The organism is Rhizobium mayense (assembly GCF_030272705.1).
GTDB classification, from domain to species: Bacteria; Pseudomonadota; Alphaproteobacteria; order Rhizobiales; family Rhizobiaceae; genus Rhizobium; species Rhizobium mayense.
Genome location: NZ_JARFYM010000004.1, coordinates 170,515 through 189,566 on the forward strand (window position 1 = coordinate 170,515; position 19,052 = coordinate 189,566).

20 protein-coding genes are annotated in these 19,052 nt (G+C 60.1%); 12 read left to right on the forward strand and 8 right to left on the reverse strand.

The window, feature by feature from the left end:
• Window positions 1-2: 2 nt before the first annotated feature.
• The 6 genes from PY649_RS08080 (at window position 3) to PY649_RS08105 (ending at window position 4,910) form a co-directional block, all read left to right on the forward strand.
• Window positions 3-647, forward strand: a complete 645-nt coding sequence (locus PY649_RS08080; protein WP_285867726.1) for a DUF3540 domain-containing protein — start codon at window positions 3-5, stop codon at window positions 645-647.
• A gap of 63 nt (window positions 648-710) precedes the next feature.
• The gene (locus PY649_RS08085; RefSeq protein WP_285867727.1) at window positions 711-2,648 is read left to right on the forward strand and encodes a tetratricopeptide repeat protein; all 1,938 of its coding nucleotides are present in this window, start codon (window positions 711-713) and stop codon (window positions 2,646-2,648) included.
• A complete protein-coding gene (locus PY649_RS08090; RefSeq protein WP_285867728.1) occupies window positions 2,645-3,007 on the forward strand; it encodes a hypothetical protein in 363 nt (120 codons plus the stop codon). Before PY649_RS08085 ends, PY649_RS08090 begins: the two co-directional genes overlap by 4 nt.
• A gap of 399 nt (window positions 3,008-3,406) precedes the next feature.
• On the forward strand, window positions 3,407-3,826 hold the full coding sequence (locus tag PY649_RS08095; RefSeq protein WP_285867730.1) for a hypothetical protein: 420 nt from the start codon (window positions 3,407-3,409) through the stop codon (window positions 3,824-3,826).
• A gap of 3 nt (window positions 3,827-3,829) precedes the next feature.
• On the forward strand, window positions 3,830-4,414 hold the full coding sequence (locus PY649_RS08100; RefSeq protein ID WP_285867731.1) for an OmpA family protein: 585 nt from the start codon (window positions 3,830-3,832) through the stop codon (window positions 4,412-4,414).
• A gap of 34 nt (window positions 4,415-4,448) precedes the next feature.
• The gene (locus PY649_RS08105; protein WP_285867732.1) at window positions 4,449-4,910 is read left to right on the forward strand and encodes a hypothetical protein; all 462 of its coding nucleotides are present in this window, start codon (window positions 4,449-4,451) and stop codon (window positions 4,908-4,910) included.
• 153 nt (window positions 4,911-5,063) lie between these two features.
• Here PY649_RS08105 and PY649_RS08110 read toward each other — a convergent pair whose 3' ends face one another.
• Window positions 5,064-5,288 carry a hypothetical protein gene (locus tag PY649_RS08110; protein WP_285867733.1) on the reverse strand — a complete coding sequence of 75 codons (225 nt, stop codon included), beginning with the start codon at window positions 5,286-5,288 and terminating at the stop codon, window positions 5,064-5,066.
• Window positions 5,289-5,627: 339 nt separating this feature from the next.
• Here PY649_RS08110 and PY649_RS08115 point away from each other — a divergent pair, with 339 nt between their 5' ends.
• The 5 genes from PY649_RS08115 (at window position 5,628) to PY649_RS08135 (ending at window position 9,781) form a co-directional block, all read left to right on the forward strand.
• Entirely contained in the window at window positions 5,628-6,734 is a 1,107-nt protein-coding gene (locus PY649_RS08115) for a PAS domain-containing sensor histidine kinase (RefSeq protein WP_285867734.1), read from the forward strand.
• Entirely contained in the window at window positions 6,724-7,353 is a 630-nt protein-coding gene (gene fixJ, locus PY649_RS08120; protein WP_285867735.1) for a response regulator FixJ, read from the forward strand. Before PY649_RS08115 ends, fixJ begins: the two co-directional genes overlap by 11 nt.
• Window positions 7,354-7,421: 68 nt before the next feature.
• On the forward strand, window positions 7,422-8,072 hold the full coding sequence (locus PY649_RS08125) for a helix-turn-helix domain-containing protein (protein WP_285867736.1): 651 nt from the start codon (window positions 7,422-7,424) through the stop codon (window positions 8,070-8,072).
• Entirely contained in the window at window positions 8,026-9,177 is a 1,152-nt protein-coding gene (locus PY649_RS08130; RefSeq protein ID WP_285867737.1) for a hypothetical protein, read from the forward strand. Before PY649_RS08125 ends, PY649_RS08130 begins: the two co-directional genes overlap by 47 nt.
• Before the next feature lie 301 nt (window positions 9,178-9,478).
• Window positions 9,479-9,781 carry a hypothetical protein gene (locus tag PY649_RS08135; RefSeq protein ID WP_285867738.1) on the forward strand — a complete coding sequence of 101 codons (303 nt, stop codon included), beginning with the start codon at window positions 9,479-9,481 and terminating at the stop codon, window positions 9,779-9,781.
• A gap of 49 nt (window positions 9,782-9,830) precedes the next feature.
• Here PY649_RS08135 and PY649_RS08140 read toward each other — a convergent pair whose 3' ends face one another.
• The 7 genes from PY649_RS08140 to PY649_RS08170 all read right to left on the reverse strand — a co-directional run bounded on the left by PY649_RS08140 (window position 9,831) and on the right by PY649_RS08170 (window position 18,015).
• Window positions 9,831-10,667 carry an XdhC family protein gene (locus PY649_RS08140; protein ID WP_285867739.1) on the reverse strand — a complete coding sequence of 279 codons (837 nt, stop codon included), beginning with the start codon at window positions 10,665-10,667 and terminating at the stop codon, window positions 9,831-9,833.
• A 12-nt stretch (window positions 10,668-10,679) separates the two neighbouring features.
• Complete coding sequence (locus tag PY649_RS08145) at window positions 10,680-11,882, reverse strand: vWA domain-containing protein (protein WP_285867740.1); 1,203 nt, start codon at window positions 11,880-11,882, stop codon at window positions 10,680-10,682.
• Window positions 11,879-12,829, reverse strand: coding sequence for an AAA family ATPase (locus tag PY649_RS08150; RefSeq protein ID WP_285867742.1), 951 nt, complete (start codon window positions 12,827-12,829; stop codon window positions 11,879-11,881). Before PY649_RS08150 ends, PY649_RS08145 begins: the two co-directional genes overlap by 4 nt.
• Window positions 12,830-12,844: 15 nt before the next feature.
• Window positions 12,845-15,265, reverse strand: coding sequence for an aerobic carbon-monoxide dehydrogenase large subunit (locus tag PY649_RS08155; protein ID WP_285867743.1), 2,421 nt, complete (start codon window positions 15,263-15,265; stop codon window positions 12,845-12,847).
• Window positions 15,262-15,762 (reverse strand): (2Fe-2S)-binding protein, encoded by a 501-nt coding sequence (locus PY649_RS08160; RefSeq protein WP_285867744.1) that lies wholly within the window; start codon window positions 15,760-15,762, stop codon window positions 15,262-15,264. The genes PY649_RS08155 and PY649_RS08160 overlap by 4 nt, the downstream gene beginning before the upstream one ends.
• A gap of 10 nt (window positions 15,763-15,772) precedes the next feature.
• Window positions 15,773-16,636: an FAD binding domain-containing protein gene (locus PY649_RS08165; protein ID WP_285867745.1), complete on the reverse strand. Its 864-nt coding sequence runs from the start codon at window positions 16,634-16,636 to the stop codon at window positions 15,773-15,775.
• 155 nt (window positions 16,637-16,791) lie between these two features.
• Window positions 16,792-18,015 carry an MHYT domain-containing protein gene (locus PY649_RS08170; protein WP_285867746.1) on the reverse strand — a complete coding sequence of 408 codons (1,224 nt, stop codon included), beginning with the start codon at window positions 18,013-18,015 and terminating at the stop codon, window positions 16,792-16,794.
• 247 nt (window positions 18,016-18,262) lie between these two features.
• Here PY649_RS08170 and PY649_RS08175 point away from each other — a divergent pair, with 247 nt between their 5' ends.
• A complete protein-coding gene (locus tag PY649_RS08175) occupies window positions 18,263-19,006 on the forward strand; it encodes an SDR family NAD(P)-dependent oxidoreductase (protein ID WP_285867747.1) in 744 nt (247 codons plus the stop codon).
• Window positions 19,007-19,052 lie beyond the last annotated feature (46 nt).

The following is a 19,052-nucleotide window of genomic DNA, read 5'->3' on the forward strand; positions in this document are numbered from 1 at the left end:
GCATGACAGGACCCATGACGAGCCGATCGACGGCTCAGCATGCCGCGGCAAAACTGCAGCCGGTCGCGGCCGCAAACGGATTGCTCCGCGGCACGGTCAAGACTCTGATGACCGCAACCGAGGCAGGCGTCGAGACGGACGAAGGAGAGAGCGTTCTTGCCCGGCAGGCGGCAAGCTGCCTGCTGGCGCCGGCGATCGGCGACCGCGTCCTTCTTTGCATGATCGGCAGTGAAACCTATGTCCTCGCCGTCCTTGAACGGGAGAGCCAGCACGCGGCCGAAATTTCCGTTCCGGGAGCTCGCAAGGTTACCATCAGCGCCGGCCAAACGTTGGAGCTGAACGCGCCCTCGATGAATCTTGCCGCGCGGCAGTTGACCCTGCTCGCGCGCAACATGGCGCATACCGGTCAGTTTCTGACCAGCAATTTCAAGACGATCGTCGAAACCGTCATCGACAAGACGATCGGCGCCCGCAGCCTGACGACGAAAGCGGACGTACGAACCGCTGTCATTACCGAGGTGGAGATGCTGAATGCCGGCACGCTGGTGCAAAACATCGACACGGTCGCCACGCAGAACAGCGAGATCGCCCTTGTCACAGCCCAGCGCGATGTCAGGCTGGATGCGGAGCGCGTCAGTGTCGGCTGATTTGCTTGTTACCGGCGGCAAAGCCGCTGCGCTGTTTTCGTGGAACTTACGTGGTGCTACGGAATGTTGCTGATAGACGAACGACTCTCCGCCGCCAGGGGCCATCGGTCCGCCGGGCGCAATGACGACGCCAGCTTGCTCTATGAGAGCGTGCTGGATGTCAGTCCTGCGAACATCCCTGCCCTCAAGGAACTCGCGGCAATCCGGCTGACGGAAGGCCGGCTGGCGGAGGCGATGGATCTTGCCGTGCGCGCTGCCTCACGGGCTAACAATGATTGCGAGGCATTCGCGCTGCTTGCAAAGGTGGCACTTCTGTCGGACCGTTCGGATGTCGCGGCAGTTGCCATCGAGCAGGGCCTGGCGCAGGATCCCCATCATCCGGAAATCAACAAGCTCAAAGCAAGCACATTGCTGCAAGGCGGCGATCAGAAGGCTGCCGAACGGTTGCTCATCGCAGCCTTGAGGCATCATCCTGATGATGCCGGGCTGTTGACCGCTCTGTCGCAGATGTATCTGGAGGACGGGCTGCCGGAGCCGGCGCTGACCTACAGCCGCAAGGCCCTCGCGCAGGATCCGGACAATGCCGACCTGCTCGCACTCGTCGGCTCGCAGCTCTCCGTCCTCGGCAGTCACGCCGAAGCCCTACCCTACCTGGAGCGTGCGCATCTGCGGCAGCCTGCGAATGTGCCTCTTCTGAGCTACCTCGCCGAAACGCTTCTCAGTGTCGGCCAACTGACGGAGGCACATCGCCTCGCAAAGCGGGTGGTCACGCTGATGCCACACCTGCTCTCCGGCTGGCAGACCTATGTGAAGGTCATGGCCTACCGCGGCGAGGCGGAAGCAGCGCTTGCCGAATTCGTAGCGATCGCCAAGCAGCACCCCGAAAAAATCGAGGCGGCGCTGACGCTTGCCGGCGCCTACAGAATTGCCGGCAATCCGGCCCAGGCGCTACGCTTACTGCAGCCGCTGGCGACCAAATTCGCGACGCTGACCCCGACGCGCAAGATGTTGGCCATGGCTCTGATTCGCGATTGCTGCCTGACGCTGGGGCTCTTCGACAAGGTGGCGGCCACATTCCCGCAGACGGACCTGCATGCCATGCTCGGCTTGACGCGACAGGGCGAGAAACACGGCGAAACCGATGAGCTGTCTGCGGCGCTAGCCGAAACTAACCTCGTCATAGACGGCAATCTTTCCAGCCTGGATGCGATGGTCTTGCTGCGCTTCGGCCTCCGCCCGCCACAAACAGGCCTTCCTACGAGAGTGCTCGGGCACTCAAGCCTTGCCGATATCGTCGCGCTGATGCCGAACAAGCGTTTCGCAGCGAATGACATGCCCGAGGCCGACGACCGGGATGACATCGTCCGCGCCCTGCCGCTCTCCTATGCCCTGGCACTTCCCGAGGGTATTCGTGGCACAATGACCTCCGCCCTGCCCTATGCCAGAGCACCCGAGGAGCGGCGGGAAATCTGGCACCGCTCGCTCGCCGGACTGCCACGGCCCTTAATCGCGCTGGCATGGGACGCAACGCGCCCGGGGCTGCTTCTCGACGATTACCGGGCCGCTTTCAGCGGCTTTCAAGGCACCCTCGTCAGCGTCATGTGGGACGAGTCGCGCCATCAGCTTGCCGATTGGCCTCTCGTGATCGATGCCGGCGTTCACTTCACGTCGATGGCGGATCTTGCTGCTGTTATCGCCGAGACGGACGGGATCATTGGCCCGAACGGAGTTCCCATGCACATGGCCGGCGCCATGGGTGCCAAAGCCCTGCTGCTGGCGCTGCCTAACTGGCCATGGTACTGGCATAACCAAGACGGCGTGTCATCCTGGTATCCTTCCGTGAAGGTCCTGCAGACCGGGGCCATCGGCAGCTGGGCCACGGGGATCGAGGAGATTGCGCCGGCGATCGGGGAATTCCGCCGCTCTCTGCGCAACCCGGCCCTCGCGTCGAACGGTCGTGATCAAAACAATCTTTCCGCAGCCGAGGGAGGCAAGCCATGACATCCTGGCGTCCGCCAACGCGTGAACCCGATGCGCTTCGCGCCGCCCTTCATGATTATCTTCGCAACCGCGCAGCACAGGTGTACCTCAACAAAGCCGCGACGCTGCAATCGCTGGGGCGCGCGGATGTTGTCATGAGCAATGGCCGCAAGCTCGCCATCGACCTTCGCATATCGCCCGTCGACATCACGAAATTCGCCAATCGCGCCACGATCGTTTTCGCCGTCGAGGGGCATGCCGCCGAGAATGGAACAGGCTACGAGGTCAACGGACGGATCGTCCTCGACCGCAAAACACTGGCCTACCTCTCGATCGAGGTCAGCCCTACGGTCGTCAATGGCAGCATGCGAGCCGGCTAAGTTTAGGCTCGCCCATCGAGAGAGCTTTGCCGTACGCGCGCTTTGGGGGCTGGCAGAGGGGCTCCATGAGCCGATGCCTTCCTTTCACGGTGCCGCTCTGATCGACTCCCCAACCATTGGCAAACGGTTTTCAGGCTGCAAGCCGCAAGTCGGGTACGAAGGCGTATTTTACGGTAGGCTACATGAAATCTTACTCACATAATGGCCGGTGCGTAGGGGCCGGTCCTGCAATTTGGCAAGCTGAGCTCCTGCGGACTACATAGTGTGCAATCGACATTCGCGCGCGATGCAAACGTGCCTTTGGTAGCATTACCGTAACATACTTCCGCGCGCCTTAGCTTTCGGGCAGCTTTTGCCGGCACGCCGATCCCGGCGGGCAGATCTCCATGGGGGCCAAGGATGTCGAGGAGAAGCAATCTTTTCGCGGCGGTGACACTTGCCTGCATTGCCTATAGCGGGCTCGTGCAGGCCGAGACCATGAGCTATGCGGATGCGATAACGAAACTTGCGGGCGACTGCGGTTCCGACATCGGCAAATTTTGCAAGGGTTTGAACCTCGGCGGCGGCCGCATCGCCGACTGTCTGCAGCAGAACGCCGCGAAGGTGTCGCCGACCTGCAAGGCCTCCGTCGCCAGCGTCGTCCAATCGATCAGCCTGCGCGAGCAGGCGCAAGCGGCCTATAGCGATGTCTGCAGGGGCGACATCGCCCAGCGCTGCAGAGGCATCAAGGGCGACGGCAATATTCTGGCCTGCCTGGTCAAGAACAAGCTCACCACCGACAAGTGCAGCCAGACGATCACCGATGCAGGCTGGAGATAAGACATGTCAGCACGTTCCTTTAAGACACTCGCAGTTCTCCTTGCCGTCTCGGTCCTGCCGGCAAGCCTCACCTTCGCTCAGCAGGTGTCTCAGCAACGGATCATTTCGGGGCTGGGCAAACTCAAGGCGAATGCCCAAGCCGTCGATATCGAACTGTTGCGCCAGGAGGCGATGAAAGGGCCAGGCCAGCAGATGTCGGCGCTGCCCAATTGGAGCAAGATTGGCAAGCTGCCGCAGATGGTCGTCGAGATCAATTTCGAAAATGACTCGGTGGCTATCAAGCCGGAGTCCTACCGAACCCTGGGGATGATCGCGGACGCCCTGCACCATCCCAATTTGTGGGCATACAAGTTCCTCGTGATCGGTCATGCCAGCTCGACCGGCGACGAAAAACACAATCTCGACCTCAGCGAGCAACGCGCCGTCGCGATCAAGGAAGCGCTGGCAACGACGTTCGCCGTCGATCCCCAGCGACTATACGCAGTCGGTGTTGGCGAGGCGTTCCCGATTGAAGGCTCCAAGACTGACGCCGCCAACAACAGGCGCGTGCAACTCGTCAATCTCGGCGTATTCACGCATAAGAAGTGATGCGAGAACCGTCCGACACTTGGAGGACATGGGAATGACGACGACCGTTGCCGAAGAACTGCGCAGGCGCGAACTCGAGCGTTACATTCTCGAAATGGAATGGGAAGAACAGATTAGGACGCGCGAAGCGGGGAAGCATGCGGAGCTTGTTAACGACCTGCTTCGCAGGCATCTCGGCGCGGCGGAGCGCATGACGATCAAGCAACTTATAACCGGAGCCGCCGCCAAAGGGCGATGCGAAGCCATGGTATACAGTTTTCCTGCCCAAAGTTGCACGGACGGTGGACGAGCCATCGCGAAAAATCTGCCTCATTGGCAGAAGACGCTCCAGGGCAATGCCAAAGAACTCTACCACATCTTCATGGAGGTTGCGAAACCGCAGCACTACGGGCTCCGAGCCGCGGTCGTCGGCTACGCAGAAGGGTTTCCGGCAGCGATCGGCTTTTTCGTCACCTGGGAACCACTCTTCTTCAGGTCGGACGAAAACATCTTTTAGCATCTGAGCGGCCGGACACGCATTCTTATTTCGTAATTCAGCCAGTTGGCAGGACTGTCCGCCGAAAGGACGTCACGATCGTCTCATCCGGCCGGAAATCTTGCGAACTATGGGTTTCGACGAGCGTGCGGTCCGCAGCGAGAGGTCGGGATGTCAGCTCAATTGCCCGCCTCCGCGGGCGTAAGCAGCATCTGCGTTGGAGGCCGACCATATGCGCCAATGGGTGGGGTGCACTTCCAGCACTTCTCCGGTCTTCGCGTTGATCCAGCCGGCCGGTATTCGTCGACACGGAAAGACCAAACTATGGACCCCTTCGTCGTCGATTACAGCGAGTTCGATATCCTCTGCAAAAGGGGCCTCGACGATGACCTGCCACATCGACTGATACCTCACAGTAAAGCCACTCTTGCGCTCACCACGACAGCGGCTCAGCCGGACGGCAGGTGTGCCGCCGGGTCACAAGAAATAGCGTATGGCAAGGCAGAATTCCTTGATTCGGATCACTTCAACGTGCGCTTTTTTTTGCTACCTAACATGCTTATAATATCCTGAGTTGAGGGGCATTATCGGATGCGCGTGGGGACCGAAAAACTTTCTCTGGGCGTTTTGTTCTCGGCTTGGTCAAAAGCCAGATGGGAACGGTTTTGGTATGCACGCGAGACCGACCTGCCGCCGAACTCCGCCGATGTTCTCGGCCCACCCACAGCGATCCCAGGAATGGATGCAGAGAGCCTGCGGCAGCAGCATATCAAGCAGATTTTCGACATCATGCCCGAAGCAGTTCTCCTTCTGGACAAGAGCCAAAAGGTGACAGCGTGTAACAGGACCGCATTGTCCATGTTCGGCTGCATGGAGCAGGAGATCATCGGCAACGATATCGGCCTCCTCTGGGCGCCCCATACGATCAATTCTCGATTGAACGGACTTTGGGCCACACGTGGTTGGATGCGTAAGGGCATCGCTATGAGAAAGGACGGCACAACGTTCCCGGCTGCCTTAACCATGGTGATGACGGACGAAACCACGACCGGGGCCCTGCCGACGGCGATCATCCAAGACCTCCGCGAAGGCGAGGGTGCGGAGCGTCAAGTCCAGCAGCTTCAGAGCGAGCTGGCACGTCTGGCTCGGCTGAATGAACTTGGGGAAATGGCGTCGACGCTCGCTCACGAACTTACGCAACCGCTCGCCGCGATCGCAAACTATTCGCAAGGATGCGCCAGGCTGTTGGCAAGCAAGCGCCCGCAAACGAGCGAACAGGTGCAAGATGTCCTGTCGGAGATCACACATCATGCACTTCGCGCCGGCGATATCATAAGACATCTCCGGGAATTCATCACCCGGGGCGGCGGCGAGAAGAGAACGGAACATGTCCAGGAACTGACCGAAGAGGCGATGAAACTCGCCCTTATGGGATCGCGTCTGGCCGGCATCACCACCGAATTTTGCTTCCAGGCGAGACGCGACGTCGTGCTGGTCGACAGGATCCAGATCGAGCAGGTGTTAACGAACCTCATTCGCAACGCCATCGAGGCCATGGATTCAATCGATAATCCGAGGCTGACGGTCACGACGAGAAACGAGACGGACGATAGCGTCATTGTGGAAGTCTCGGACACCGGCTCCGGTATAGCAGCAGAGGTAGAGGCAACGCTGTTTCGTCCGTTTGTCAGCAGTAAGCCCCGGGGCCTCGGCATAGGGCTGGCCATGTCGAAGCGCATTATAGAAGCGCACGGAGGCCGCATAACCGCCCGGCGCAGGGCCTCCGGAGGCTCTACTTTCGCATTCTCGTTGCCTTTGATCGAGGGAGCGCCCGATGCCAAGTGATCTGACAGTTCACGTCGTCGACGACGAGGAGCCATTCCGAAAATCCCTGACCTTTCTGCTGGCTTCGGCTGGCTTTGCCGTGCGCGCCCACGAGTCCGCCTCTGCATTCCTGGCTCTGATGCCGCTGCCCCAAAGGGCCTGTCTCGTAACCGATCTTCGAATGCCGCATATGGACGGGGTCGAACTGTTGAAGCGGTTGCGAGGGATGAATATCGATATCCCGACCATTGTCATTACCGGCCTCGGCGACGTGGCGATGGCCGTTCAAGCCATGAAGGCCGGCGCCGCCGATTTCATCGAAAAGCCTTTCAAGGATGAGGTTCTGATAGCGGCAATCAAAGAGGCGGCAGGCCAGGACGAACCAACGGCAACCGACGAAAATGTCGCCGCCATCATGGCCCGCCTCAACCTGCTGACGGAACGCGAGCACCAGGTCCTGGACGGGATTGTCGACGGGCTTCAGAACAAAGTAATCGCCTTCAATCTGGGCATCAGTTCCAGGACCGTGGAAGTCCATCGCGCCAACGTAATGGCCAAGATGGACGCCCGTAATCTTGCTGAACTTGTCCGGATGGTCATGGCCCACGACTCGCTGTCGAGGCACCGTATTAGTACTTAGGGGTTGTTCCGAATTTTGCCGCTTCTCCCAATTTCGTATTGGTTTGAAAGTAAGCGGAGGAGATTCATATGACGACCCTGAACCAAGCCGTCGATCGCCATCTGCCTGCGTCTATGGGCATGGACTTTCCGGAGCAGCGAAAACTTGCTTCAAGCACTACCCTTGAGCTGCGGGCCGGCCAGGGTATCTACCGCGAAGGCCAGCGCGCGGCTGCAATCTATCAGGTCCAGTCGGGCGCCGTTCGTGTCTATCGGCTCATGCAAAACGGCCATCGCCACATCCTATCCTTTTATGGGCCAAATGAATGGTTTGGTCTGCAGGATGGGTTGTTCCATGACGATTTCGCGGAAGCGATTTGCGCGAGCCAGTTGCGGTCGTTTTCCATCAGCGGCCTACCAACACTGCCGGTGAATTTGCTGGGCATCGCACTGAACAGCCTTGCCTACGCGAATTCACGCCAACTCATGATCGTCCGCCAGAGCGCGCTTGAGCGTGTCGCCGTCTTCGTGAAGGAAATGGCTGACCGCCGTCCCGGCATAAGCGAGTTCGAGCTGATGATGTCGCGCGCCGATATTGCCGATTATTTGGGGCTGACAGTCGAGTCAGTCGCGCGCTCGTTTACCAAACTGCGGACGAGCGGTATTATCCGCCTTCACGGACGAGGCCAACGCTATGTTCGTATCGTCAATCCAGAGGCTCTTGCGGCGCTTAGCATGTAGGATTCGAGCCGGCCCGCCCGACGCCGCATCGAACCGCGATATCGATCCAGGCAAGTCCCGCGTCGCCACCCGTAATGCGAATGCGCAGGGCAGTGAAGCAGACGACGCCCTGTTGCAGGGGGCGGCGGCACAACAAGTTGCACAAAGAGCAGAGGCAGATCCCGAAGCCCGGAAGATATACGAGGAACTCGACCAAATCTTCGGAAGTATCGAATTTCAGGCATTAGATCGCGGTCGCAAATTCCTGGAATATGTTGTCGAGGAAACACTCGCAGGACGGCAGGAATCTCTCGACGCTCACAGCATTGCGCGGGCGGCCTTTGGTAGAGATGCGTCCTTCGACGCCGAAAGCGACCCAGTTGTTCGCATCGTGGCGGCCCGCACTCGGTTTGCGCTGCAGCGTTATTATCTGGCGGCCGGCCAAGATGACCCCGTGCAAATTATCATCCCAAGAAATGGATATATCCCGCACTTTCTTCAAAATAACTTGGCTGGTCCGTCGCAAGAAGACGAAGATCCGCGTAGCGCCCCACCTGCTCAGGTCCCACAAGCTCCGGAAGACAAACCACTCACCTATAACGACCTGCTATTGCCGATCGGCGTGCCCCTCGGTTTGGTCGTGATCATTATCCTTGGGCTTGTCCGGCCATTGGAATCCTATTTTTTGGAAACTGACCAATCCCCCGGATCTTCAGTTTCAAACAGCAACGAAAACAGGCTGAGGGTTATCGTCGAGCCTTTTGCAAACGCAACTGCTGGAAGCAGCGCACCCAATACCGCCCGAATGTTCACCGACGGAATCATCGGACAGCTCAACAAGATCAAGGGAATCGTCGTTGCTACGCCGGATGAGACATCAGCAATCCCGGCATTCAATGGACCACAAATCGTCATGCGGGGCACTTTTGGAGCGGAAGACGGCAGAATTCGCCTTCATGTGCGCCTGGTCAATCCTCTCGATGGAACGGTGACTTGGGCTGGCCAATACGAAAGCGATACTCGCGCTGAGAGTATAGTTGACACTGAAGATAAAGTTGCCCGGCAGATCGCCAATGTATTGGCAACGCGATATGCGAGGTGGAAAGCTAATACCGTCACCCGCTAGTTTGTCGTTCCCTGAAGGATCCAGCGTACTCTTCCTACGTGGAATTGCGTAGTGATTCATCACAATTTGCAGCAACCGGAAAGCGACATATCACTTCACCTGGGACGAAAACGTTTCGTTTTCGCTCAAACCTGTCCGTCACGCCCGTCCGCAAGCGTTTTTGGCCAGTTTGCTCGGCGGGGAGATTTTCCGCAGCATGGGGCGCGCGCAATCCTTGCGCTCGCGCACCCGCGCCCTTCTTTGGAGGTGACTTTTGATGGCTTGCCCGTCTATACTCAGAGCGCCCAAACTGGCGGCCGTAATGGTGGCCGCGACCTGCCTATCGCTTAATCTGTCGGTTTCGGCTGCCTATGCCCAGCACAGCCCGTTCGACGATTTCCCGATCGTCATCACCTGTGAACAGAAGGGCACGCAGCACGCCTATTATCTCTCGAGGGTAACGCAAGACGGCACAGCGACCTACGTCGCCTCAGAGAGAATTGCGGGAACTATTTCGCTCGGCGGTCACGCAAAGGCCGTCGGAGGCCCGGCGGCGGGGAGCTGCGTGGGCAAAACCCTTGAGGAACTCCGTGCCTCGGGGCAGGCACATGATCTTCGGCGCTAGCCGCTCCATCGAGCGGCCCGCATCATAGACGTATGTCAGCTGATCGAGTTCATGGGGGCCGTCGGTGAACAGGCTGGCGCTGCCCATGCCTGCGCCGTTCGACCATTTCCGCGAGAATCGACAGCGCGATCTCCTCCGGCGTGATCGCGCCGAGATCAAGCCCGGCCGGGGCCTTGATCTTAGCCAGCACGGCTGCGTCGATGCCGTCGGCGGCAAGCTTTTCCTTGAGCGCCGCTATTTTCCGCCGGCTGCCGACGAAGCCGAGATAGGCGGCATCGGCCTTCAGTGCGGCTCTCAACGCCGCTTCGTCGCCTTTGCCCTGTGTCGAAATGACGATGTAGCAGTTTGCGGGATGTGTCTCCGGAATAGCGAATCCGTCAAGAAGCAGATCGGCGTTCGGTCTCTCGGTAAAATCGGCAGGCGGGGCTGCTGCGGTTATGTGAAATCCAAACTGCCGGGCAAGGTCGGCCAATGCGATCGCAACGGGGCTCGCCCCCAGGATCACCAGGGACGGACGCGGCAGTACCGGTTCGACGAAGATGTCCATCGTACCCTTGCTCGGGCAAGTATTCTTGGCGAAGCGGATGCCCTCGCGACTTTCGCCCGGCTGAACGCCCAATTCGGCGAGAAGATTTTCAGGCTGGACAGAAACAAGCCGCGACTCGCCATCGAGAAGCGCATCCTGTGCAGCCCGCAGAACCGCGCCGCGGGCGCAGCCACCGCCGATCCATCCAGCCACAATCGTACCATCGGGCCGGATCACCGCCTTGGCTCCGGCTTTCGCGGCGGTCACCGAAACCGTGCGGACGACGGTCGCAAGCACGAAGGCTTCGTCCGCGGAGCGCATCCTTGATGCCAACTCCATCACATCGACATGGGCGGTCATGACATCCCTCCCTCAGAGTTTGGCAAGATAGGGTTCGAGTGCGGCCAGGCTCGCCAATGAATGAGCAGGCGCATGCAGGTCCACGTAGGGCAATGCCGCCTTGATACCTGAGGCTTCCGGGGCGTAGCCGTCCCACCCGATCATCGGGTTGAGCCAGACGATTCGTCGGCAGCGACGCGCGAGCGCCGCCATTTCCCGGCCGAGCATCGCCGCATCGCCGGTTTCGTAGCCGTCGGAGACGATCATCACGCAGGTCCGCGAATGGATCGCTCGTTCGGCGTAGGCGCGATTGAAGGTTTGCAGGCATTCGCCGATCCGCGTGCCGCCGCCGGCGCCCTGCACCATCATCGTGAGCCGATCTAGCGCACGGGCGGCATCCCGCTCCTTCATCGCATCGGAGACATGGGCAAGCCGCGTGTGGAAAAGAAAGGCTTCCGCTTCGCGAAACGCATCGAGAACGCCGTGGATAAAACGCAGGAAGATGCCGGTATACATGCTCATCGAACCGGAAGCATCGAGCAGCATGATGAGCCGCAGCGGCTTCGACTTGTGCCGGCGTCGCACAGGATTGATCGGAACGCCGCCATGGCTGACGTTGCGATGGATGGTACGCCTGAGGTCCAGGCGATACCCCTTGCGGCGCGCCACATCCCGGCGGGTCAAGCGGACCCGCATAGCAGCGGCAAGTCGGGCCGCGATCACATGTGCTCTTTCCATATCGACCGGATCGGACAGTTTGCGGAAATCCGTTTGCTCAAGGCTTTCGGCTCGCGATGCGCCTTCCATGCGGCCCTCGCTCCCCCCTGCCCGATCGTCCGTCCCGTCCGATTTCGGCAACTGGTCGCCAACGGCCGAGCCGCCCCTGGCATCATCGGCTGCCGCTAGAGCTCTTGGCCCAGTGGAAGGCTTGGAAGTGCCCGAGACGGTGCTACGGGAGCGCACATGCTTGCCAAGCCAGAAGGCGTCGAACACCCCGTCGAACCGGTCCCAATCGGCTTTGCGGGCACAAAAGAGATGCTTGAAAGCCGAACGCAGCAGGTCGGGCCTGGTCGCCATCTCCGTCTGCATCAGCGACGCGGCGTCCTGACCTTCCTTCAATCCGACGGCGAATGCATTATCCCGAAGCGTTCGCAGGAAAGCGGCGAGCCTCTTCGCAACGAGGCGCGAAAACTCGTTCATGTCGTCAGTCGTCAGAAGCGTATCGCAGCAGCTCATGCGACCCTCCCGAGCAGCCGCTCCGTCACCTCGCGGCTAATCCGCACCTTGTCCTCCCGCGTCTTCAAAAGACACATCAGCGTCTCATGGACCGCCTCCGGCTCCGCATGCAGATCGACAATATCAAGGCCGACAAGAACGGCCGCCCAGTCAAGCGTTTCAGCCACGCCGGGCACTTTCCGCAGGTCCTCCTTGCGGATCTTTTCGACCAAACGGGCAACCTGCAACGCCAGCGATGCCCCGGCACCGGCGACCCGCGCCATGATGATGCGCGCCTCACGATCGACGTCGGGATAGTCGACATAGTGATAGAGGCAGCGCCGCCGCAGCGCATCGGAAAGCTCGCGTGTACCGTTCGAGGTCAGGACCACATGCGGTATGGACATGGCCTGCACCGTTCCGAGCTCCGGAATGGAGATCTGGAAATCGGACAGCAATTCCAACAGGAAAGCTTCGAACTCCTCATCGGCGCGATCGATCTCGTCGACAAGCAGGACAGGCGCGCGCGGGCGCCGGATCGCCGCCAGCAGCGGTCTTTCGAGGAGATAGTCCTCAGAAAATATCCCCCGCTCGATCTCGGCTGCGTCCACGCCCTGCCGCGCCTGGATGGCCAGCAACTGCCGCTGATAGTTCCATTCATAGAGCGCCGCGGACTGGTCGAGGCCTTCATAACATTGCAGACGGATGAGCTCGGTGCCATGAGCGGTCGCGAGCGCCTTGGCCACCTCCGTCTTGCCGACACCGGCCTCTCCTTCCAACAGCAAAGGCCGGCCGAGCATCTGCATCAAGGCGATAGCAGTCGCAAGATCGCGGTCAGCGATGTATCCGGCCGCAACAAGCCGCTCGGTGATTACATGGCGCTGCAAAACCTCGCCACGTCCTGCCCCCTCTTCTTTTGCGGAGAGGGGGCTGTTCTTATCATGCGAAGCAGATTGAGTGGAGGACATGAGCCGAGGTTCCGATCAGGCGATCACCCCAAGATTTTTCGCCGCCTGCCAGTTGCGCCAGAAATCATGCGGCATCTGGATATGCGTCGAGCCGAGAAACGAGAAGGCATCGTTGACCGCGTTCGAAAAGGCGGGAACCCCGCCGACGTTCGGGCTTTCGCCGACACCCTTGGCGCCGATCGGGTGATGTGGCGAAGGCGTCACGGTAAAATCCGTTTCCCAATGCGGGGTTTCGACGGCCGTTGGCATGAAGAAATCCATGAAGGAGCCCGTGACGACGTTGCCGTCATTGTCGTAGCGGATCTCCTGGCCCATCGCGATCGCGAAGGCTTCGGTCAGCCCGCCATGCACTTGTCCTTCGATGATCATCGGATTGATGCGAGTGCCGCAATCGTCCAGAGCATAGAAGCGGCGAACCTTATAGACGCCGGTATCGACATCAATGTCCATGACGCAGAGATAGGCGCCGAAAGGATAGGTCATATTCGGCGGGTCGTAATAGCTGACGGCCTCAAGCCCGGGCTCCATTCCCGGCGGCGGTGCGTTATATGCGGCCCAGCAGAGGTCCTTCATCGACTTGAACTTCTCCGGCAGGCCCTTCACCCGGAAGCCGTCGATATCCCATTCGAGATCGTCCTCGTGAACTTCGAGCATATAGGCGGCGATCATCTGCGCCTTGGCCTTCACCTTACGTGCCGCCATGGCAATCGCGGCCCCCGCGACGGGGGTCGAGCGGGAACCATAGGTACCGAGGCCGTAGGGCGCTGTATCGGTATTGCCTTCCTCGACCATGATATCGTCGGCCGGGATGCCGAGTTCCGTGGCGATGATCTGCGCCCAGGTCGTCTCATGGCCCTGGCCCTGGCTCTTCGTTCCCATGCGGGCGATGCCGGCGCCGGTCGGATGCAGGCGGATTTCGCAACTGTCGAACATCGCAATGCCGAGAATATCGCAATTCTTGGATGGTCCCGCGCCCACGATTTCGGTGAAGAACGAAACGCCGAGACCCATGATCTCGCGGGTTTCGCCGCGCCTGAAGGCGTCGCGTTTTTCGGCCTGTTCGCGACGGAGGCCAGCATAGTCGACCGTCTCCATCATCTTCTGCATCGCCGTGTGGTAATCCCCGGAATCATATTCCCACCCGAGCGCCGAGTGATAGGGAAACTGCTCGGGCCGAATGAAGTTCTTCAGCCTGAGTTCCACCGGATCCATGCCGAGCTTCTGAGCGAGGATGTTCATCCCCCTCTCGATGCAATAGGCCGCCTCGGTTACCCGGAAAGAGCAGCGATAAGCGACGCCGCCAGGAGCCTTATTGGTATAGACGCCGTCGACGGCCAGATGCGCCGTCGGGAAGTCATAGGAGCCGGTGACGATGTTGAAGAAGCCGGCCGGCCATTTGGACGGATCGGCGCAGGCGTCGAAAGCGCCGTGATCGGCAAGCACATGCACGCGCAGACCGGTGACCTTCCCCTCCTTCGTCGCGGCGATTTCGGTGGTCATGTGATAATCGCGGGCAAAGGAGGTGCTGGTCAGGTTCTCGATTCGGTCTTCGACCCATTTCACCGGCTTTCCGGTGACGATCGAGGCGACGGCCGAGCAGATATAGCCCGGATACGCGCCGACTTTGTTGCCGAAGCCCCCGCCGATATCGGGGGAGATGATATGGATCTTATGTTCCGGGATCTTGGCGATCAGCGCCACCACCGTACGGATGACATGCGGCGCCTGGAATGTGCCCCATATCGTCAGCTCGCCTTTGACCTTGTCGAAGGAGCAAACGCACTGGCAGGTTTCGAGCGGCGACGGATGCGTGCGGTGGTAGGAGATCAGCTCCTTGATCGTTACTTCCGCCTTACGAAATGCCGCGTCTGTCAGATCCTTGTCGCCGACCGTCCATTCGAAGATGTGGTTGGGATGCTTGCGCGGCCCGTGCGCGCCGTCTTTCTTGTCCTTGATGTCTTCGCGCAGAACCGGCGCATCCGGGTCCATCGAATGGAAGGGATCGATGAGAACCGGCAATGCCTCATATTCCACTTCGACGGCATTGATGCCGTCGTCCGCGGCGTAACGGTCGGTTGCGACGACGAAAGCGACCTCCTGGTTCTGAAACAGCACCTTGCCGTCGGCAAGTACCATCTGGACGTCGCCCGCCAGCGTTGGCATCCAGGCGAGATTGACGCCCTTGAGGTCTTCCGCCGTCAGCACGGCGAGAACGCCCGGCACCTTCAGCGCCTTGTCCTTGTCGATCGATTTGATGCGCGCATGCGGATGCGGCGAGCGGACGAAATCCCCGTGCAGCATGCCCGCCAGCTTGACGTCGTCGACGTAATTGCCCTTGCCCTGGGTGAAGCGAATGTCCTCCACCCGCTTGCGCTTGCAGCCCATGCCCTCGAGCTTCGCTTCGCGCTCTTCGCGCGTGACCGTCATCTCGTTCATTCTGCGGCCTCCTTGAATTCAACGCCGTTGATTTTTGCGGCGGCGTATTGGATGGCCTTGACGATGTTCTGGTAACCCGTGCAGCGACAGAGATTGCCGGAGATACCAAAGCGGATTTCGTCCTCGGTGGGGTTCGGATTTTCCTGCAGCAGCCGGTGGGCACGCACGATCATGCCCGGCGTGCAGAAGCCGCATTGCAGGCCGTGCATCTGGCGAAAGCCCTCCTGTAGTGCCGACAGCGTGCCGTCGGGATTGGCCATCCCTTCGATCGTGGTGATCTCCGACCCTTGCGCCTGCACCGCAAAGATGGTGCAGCTCTTGACCGACATGCCGTCGAGATCGACGGTGCACGCGCCGCAATGGGTGGTCTCGCAGCCGATATGGGTGCCGGTCAGGCCCAAGGTCTCGCGGATGAAATGGACGAGAAGCGTTCGCGGCTCCACCAGGCCATCCACCTCGGTACCGTTCACCGTCATTGTCACATGTGTCTTCGCCATTGTTGCCTCCTCACACGGCGCGGGCTGCGGCGCGCTTCAACGCCCGCATGACCATGATGCCGCCCACATGTTTGCGGTACTCGACAGGTCCTCGCCCGTCCGCGGCCGGCTGCATGATCTGCTGCGCGAGCCCGGAAGCTTTCTGCAGTGTTGCTTCATCGAGGCTCGTCCCGATCACGGCGGCGGCAGCGTCTTCGGCCAGCAAAGCCGTTTCCGATAGATTGGTCAGGCCGATGCGGCAGCTTTCGATCTTGCCGCCGGAGATGGTGAGCATCACAGAGGCAGCCGCGGTCGCATAGTCCCCGACCTTGCGCTTCAGCTTCTCGTAGGCATAGCCGTGACCTTGGACGGGTTGCGGAATGACGATCTCGGTCAGCAATTCGCCGGGCTCCAGAGCGGTGAAATAGGCACCCTGATAGAAGTCGGTCGCGGGGATTTCGCGCATGCCGTTCGGCCCTTCGAGGCGGTAACGCGCATCCAGGGTCAACATGAGAGCCGGCATGTCGTTGCCGGGATCGCCATTAGCGACGTTGCCGCCGATCGTACCGCGATAGCGAACCTGCGGATCGGCGATCAGCAGCGCCGTCTCCTTGAGGATAGGCAGGGCCGTCGCGATTTCCGGCGAAACCACAAGGTCGTGCTGCGTGGTCATCACACCGATGACGATGTTGTCGCCCTCGTGCCTGATGCCTCTAAGGCTCGCAATGCCGTGAAGGTCGATTAGATGCTCGGGCGAAGCAAGCCTCAGCTTCATCATCGGGATAAGGCTGTGTCCGCCCGCAAGAGGCCTTGCTTCGTCTCCAAGCGTGGAGAGAAGTTTGATCGCATCGGCGACCGTGTTCGGCCGATAGAAATCGAATGCGCCCGGTATCATGATCTTCCTCCCGTTCGATCGGAACACGACGCTTTAGGGAAGAATTTCGTCGGTCGTCGGCGCTGGCAAGCTGACCGGCGGAACATCAATCACCAAGGGCGGAGTTTCGCACGAAAGGCGGTATTCGGCGCACGATTTGCGTCAATCTCGCTGACTTATCTGGCCGCTTTCGCAGCCTCGCCCTTCGCCAGTCCGAGGCGGACTTTCAGCTCCGCGATCTTGGCACGACTCACAGGCACCAGATGAGGCGCGGGGCCATCCAACTCCACCACGGCGCCGTCACCTTCCCTGCGCATGAAGGTTATATGCGGGACCGCCACGATATGGCTGCGGTGGACGCGCATGAAGATGTCGGGACAGAGCTGCGATTCCGCTTCCGAAATCGGCCAGGAGCACATGCGCTCGCGCTGGCCATCGTGAACGAGCGTATAGTGAGCATCGGCGCGAACGCTGCGAATCTCCGCCACATCGATGAACTGCGTACCGTTTGCCGCCTCGATCGGCACGCGCGTCGCCATTGGCCGCGATGGCGGCTGACCAAGACCCGCGAGCGGAGCTGCCCTCGTCCGCGCCCGGGCGGCGACCGCCGCGACGCGCCCCCCTGCTTCGGCCCCGCCGGCCGGAAGATCGGCGACTGGGTCCGAGACGAGCACATTCGGACGCTGGCGTGCATCTGGGACGAGAAACAGCAAGAAGCCCACGGCGACCAGGAAACACAGCAAAGCCACGATCAGCGCCAGCACCTGTGACGAGGCGGCAAGCCCATCCATTTCCATGGTATGATCCATGCCTCCCCCGGCACCAAAATGCATACCGTACATCGCCGTATAATGCATGCCGGAAACCGCGATACCGAAGGCTACCGCACTAAAAGCAAGCCGGAAACCGCCATGGCCTGCCAGAAAGATCCGAAGCCCGCCATAGGCGGCAACGACGGCAATCAGCACCGAGAGCAGCACCATGCCAGGATCATGCTCGATACTGAAATGACCGGCGAGGCCATGAATGCCGACATAGTGCATCGAGGCAATGCCGAGCCCAAGAAGCAGTGCCGAAGCAAGGATGCGTGAGCTGGACTGTTCGCCAATGCTGACGAAGAACAATGAAATGCCGACCACCAGCGCACAAATGAGGAAAGACACGACAGTCGGTAGCACAAGATAGACAGCGTCAGAGGGAATCGGCGCGGCAAGCATGCCGATAAAATGCATGGTCCAGATGCCAATAGCCAAAAAAGCCGCCGCACCGGCAAGCAGCAGCCTGCGGCTGGCCCCAGGCGAACTGCGGATGCGCGCGGCCAGGCCGAAGCCGGTGTAGCCGCCCATGATCGCAACCGCCACTGAGAGCGCTACGAGAAACGGATCGTGCTCAGCGAACATGCTGTCTATGGTCGCGTCCTTTCCTCCACGAACGCGACCTCTCCTCAAGAGAAGTTATATCCGCGATCGCCATATTGACAAGCGAGGATCACAAAAGGTCCGCTGCCGCCGGCAAGCAACCATCCTCAAGCAGGGCCGGGTTAATCCCGCCAGACTTGTTACTCCCGCTCCCGGCCGACCTGATCCTAGTCTTCCTGCGATCATCAGAGATCCTTCTGATGGCATGGTCAGCCCATAGGAGCACGTCTTGAATACCGAAAACAAAACGGTCCTGATTACCGGAGCCAATCGCGGCATCGGCCGAGCCCTCGTTGATGAAATGTTGAGGCGCGGCGCAAAACGCATCTATGCCGGTACACGCAGCGATCAGCATCATGATGACGAACGTGTCATCTTCATCAAACTGGATGTCACAAATGAAGGCGACATTCGGCGCGCAGCTGAGAAAATTGAAGGTCTCGATATCCTGATCAACAATGCCGGGATCTTCGCGCCAGATGATTTCAGCGATTTCGAAGTCATCAACCGTCACCTGGCTGTCAACTTCTTCGGCATGCTGAGGGTAACTCAGGCGTTTTTGCCGATGCTGGTGCGGTCGAAAGGAGTCATCGTCAACAATCTCTCTTTGTCGGCGCTCGTGCCGGTCGCCTCGACGCCCGCCTACTCGATTTCGAAAGCTGCGGCCCACAATGCTGCGCAGGCTTTCAGAGCCCTTCTGGCTGCTCGTGGTGTCAAGGTGCACACCTGCTTCACGGGGCCGGTCGACACTGACATGACGCGCGATTTCGACGTTCCGAAATCGGAGGTCAGCCTAGTGGCGGCGGGAATCGTCGGTGGGTTGGAAAGAGGCGAAGAGGACATCTTTCCCGATCCCTTCTCCGCACAGATTGCCGATGGCTGGCGAGCCGGCGTCGTAAAGGAACTGGAGCAGCAATTCGCCGCTTTCGTGCCGCCGCCGGCTTTGGACGAAGGGGGATGTTGCCACCATTGACGTCTGGCATTGCGAGCGAACGGCTCGGCAACGCCGTTTGCCGTCG

Excerpts from the sequence above, each read along its gene's own strand:
- PY649_RS08080 (WP_285867726.1), top strand. The coding sequence starts at position 3 with ATGACAGGACCCATGACGAGCCGATCGACGGCTCAGCATGCCGCGGCA.
- PY649_RS08085 (WP_285867727.1), top strand. The coding sequence starts at position 711 with ATGTTGCTGATAGACGAACGACTCTCCGCCGCCAGGGGCCATCGGTCC.
- PY649_RS08090 (WP_285867728.1), top strand. The coding sequence starts at position 2,645 with ATGACATCCTGGCGTCCGCCAACGCGTGAACCCGATGCGCTTCGCGCC.
- PY649_RS08095 (WP_285867730.1), top strand. The coding sequence starts at position 3,407 with ATGTCGAGGAGAAGCAATCTTTTCGCGGCGGTGACACTTGCCTGCATT.
- PY649_RS08100 (WP_285867731.1), top strand. The coding sequence starts at position 3,830 with ATGTCAGCACGTTCCTTTAAGACACTCGCAGTTCTCCTTGCCGTCTCG.
- PY649_RS08105 (WP_285867732.1), top strand. The coding sequence starts at position 4,449 with ATGACGACGACCGTTGCCGAAGAACTGCGCAGGCGCGAACTCGAGCGT.
- PY649_RS08110 (WP_285867733.1), bottom strand. The coding sequence starts at position 5,288 with ATGTGGCAGGTCATCGTCGAGGCCCCTTTTGCAGAGGATATCGAACTC.
- PY649_RS08115 (WP_285867734.1), top strand. The coding sequence starts at position 5,628 with ATGGATGCAGAGAGCCTGCGGCAGCAGCATATCAAGCAGATTTTCGAC.
- fixJ (WP_285867735.1), top strand. The coding sequence starts at position 6,724 with ATGCCAAGTGATCTGACAGTTCACGTCGTCGACGACGAGGAGCCATTC.
- PY649_RS08125 (WP_285867736.1), top strand. The coding sequence starts at position 7,422 with ATGACGACCCTGAACCAAGCCGTCGATCGCCATCTGCCTGCGTCTATG.
- PY649_RS08130 (WP_285867737.1), top strand. The coding sequence starts at position 8,026 with ATGTTCGTATCGTCAATCCAGAGGCTCTTGCGGCGCTTAGCATGTAGG.
- PY649_RS08135 (WP_285867738.1), top strand. The coding sequence starts at position 9,479 with ATGGTGGCCGCGACCTGCCTATCGCTTAATCTGTCGGTTTCGGCTGCC.
- PY649_RS08140 (WP_285867739.1), bottom strand. The coding sequence starts at position 10,667 with ATGACCGCCCATGTCGATGTGATGGAGTTGGCATCAAGGATGCGCTCC.
- PY649_RS08145 (WP_285867740.1), bottom strand. The coding sequence starts at position 11,882 with ATGAGCTGCTGCGATACGCTTCTGACGACTGACGACATGAACGAGTTT.
- PY649_RS08150 (WP_285867742.1), bottom strand. The coding sequence starts at position 12,829 with ATGTCCTCCACTCAATCTGCTTCGCATGATAAGAACAGCCCCCTCTCC.
- PY649_RS08155 (WP_285867743.1), bottom strand. The coding sequence starts at position 15,265 with ATGAACGAGATGACGGTCACGCGCGAAGAGCGCGAAGCGAAGCTCGAG.
- PY649_RS08160 (WP_285867744.1), bottom strand. The coding sequence starts at position 15,762 with ATGGCGAAGACACATGTGACAATGACGGTGAACGGTACCGAGGTGGAT.
- PY649_RS08165 (WP_285867745.1), bottom strand. The coding sequence starts at position 16,636 with ATGATACCGGGCGCATTCGATTTCTATCGGCCGAACACGGTCGCCGAT.
- PY649_RS08170 (WP_285867746.1), bottom strand. The coding sequence starts at position 18,015 with ATGTTCGCTGAGCACGATCCGTTTCTCGTAGCGCTCTCAGTGGCGGTT.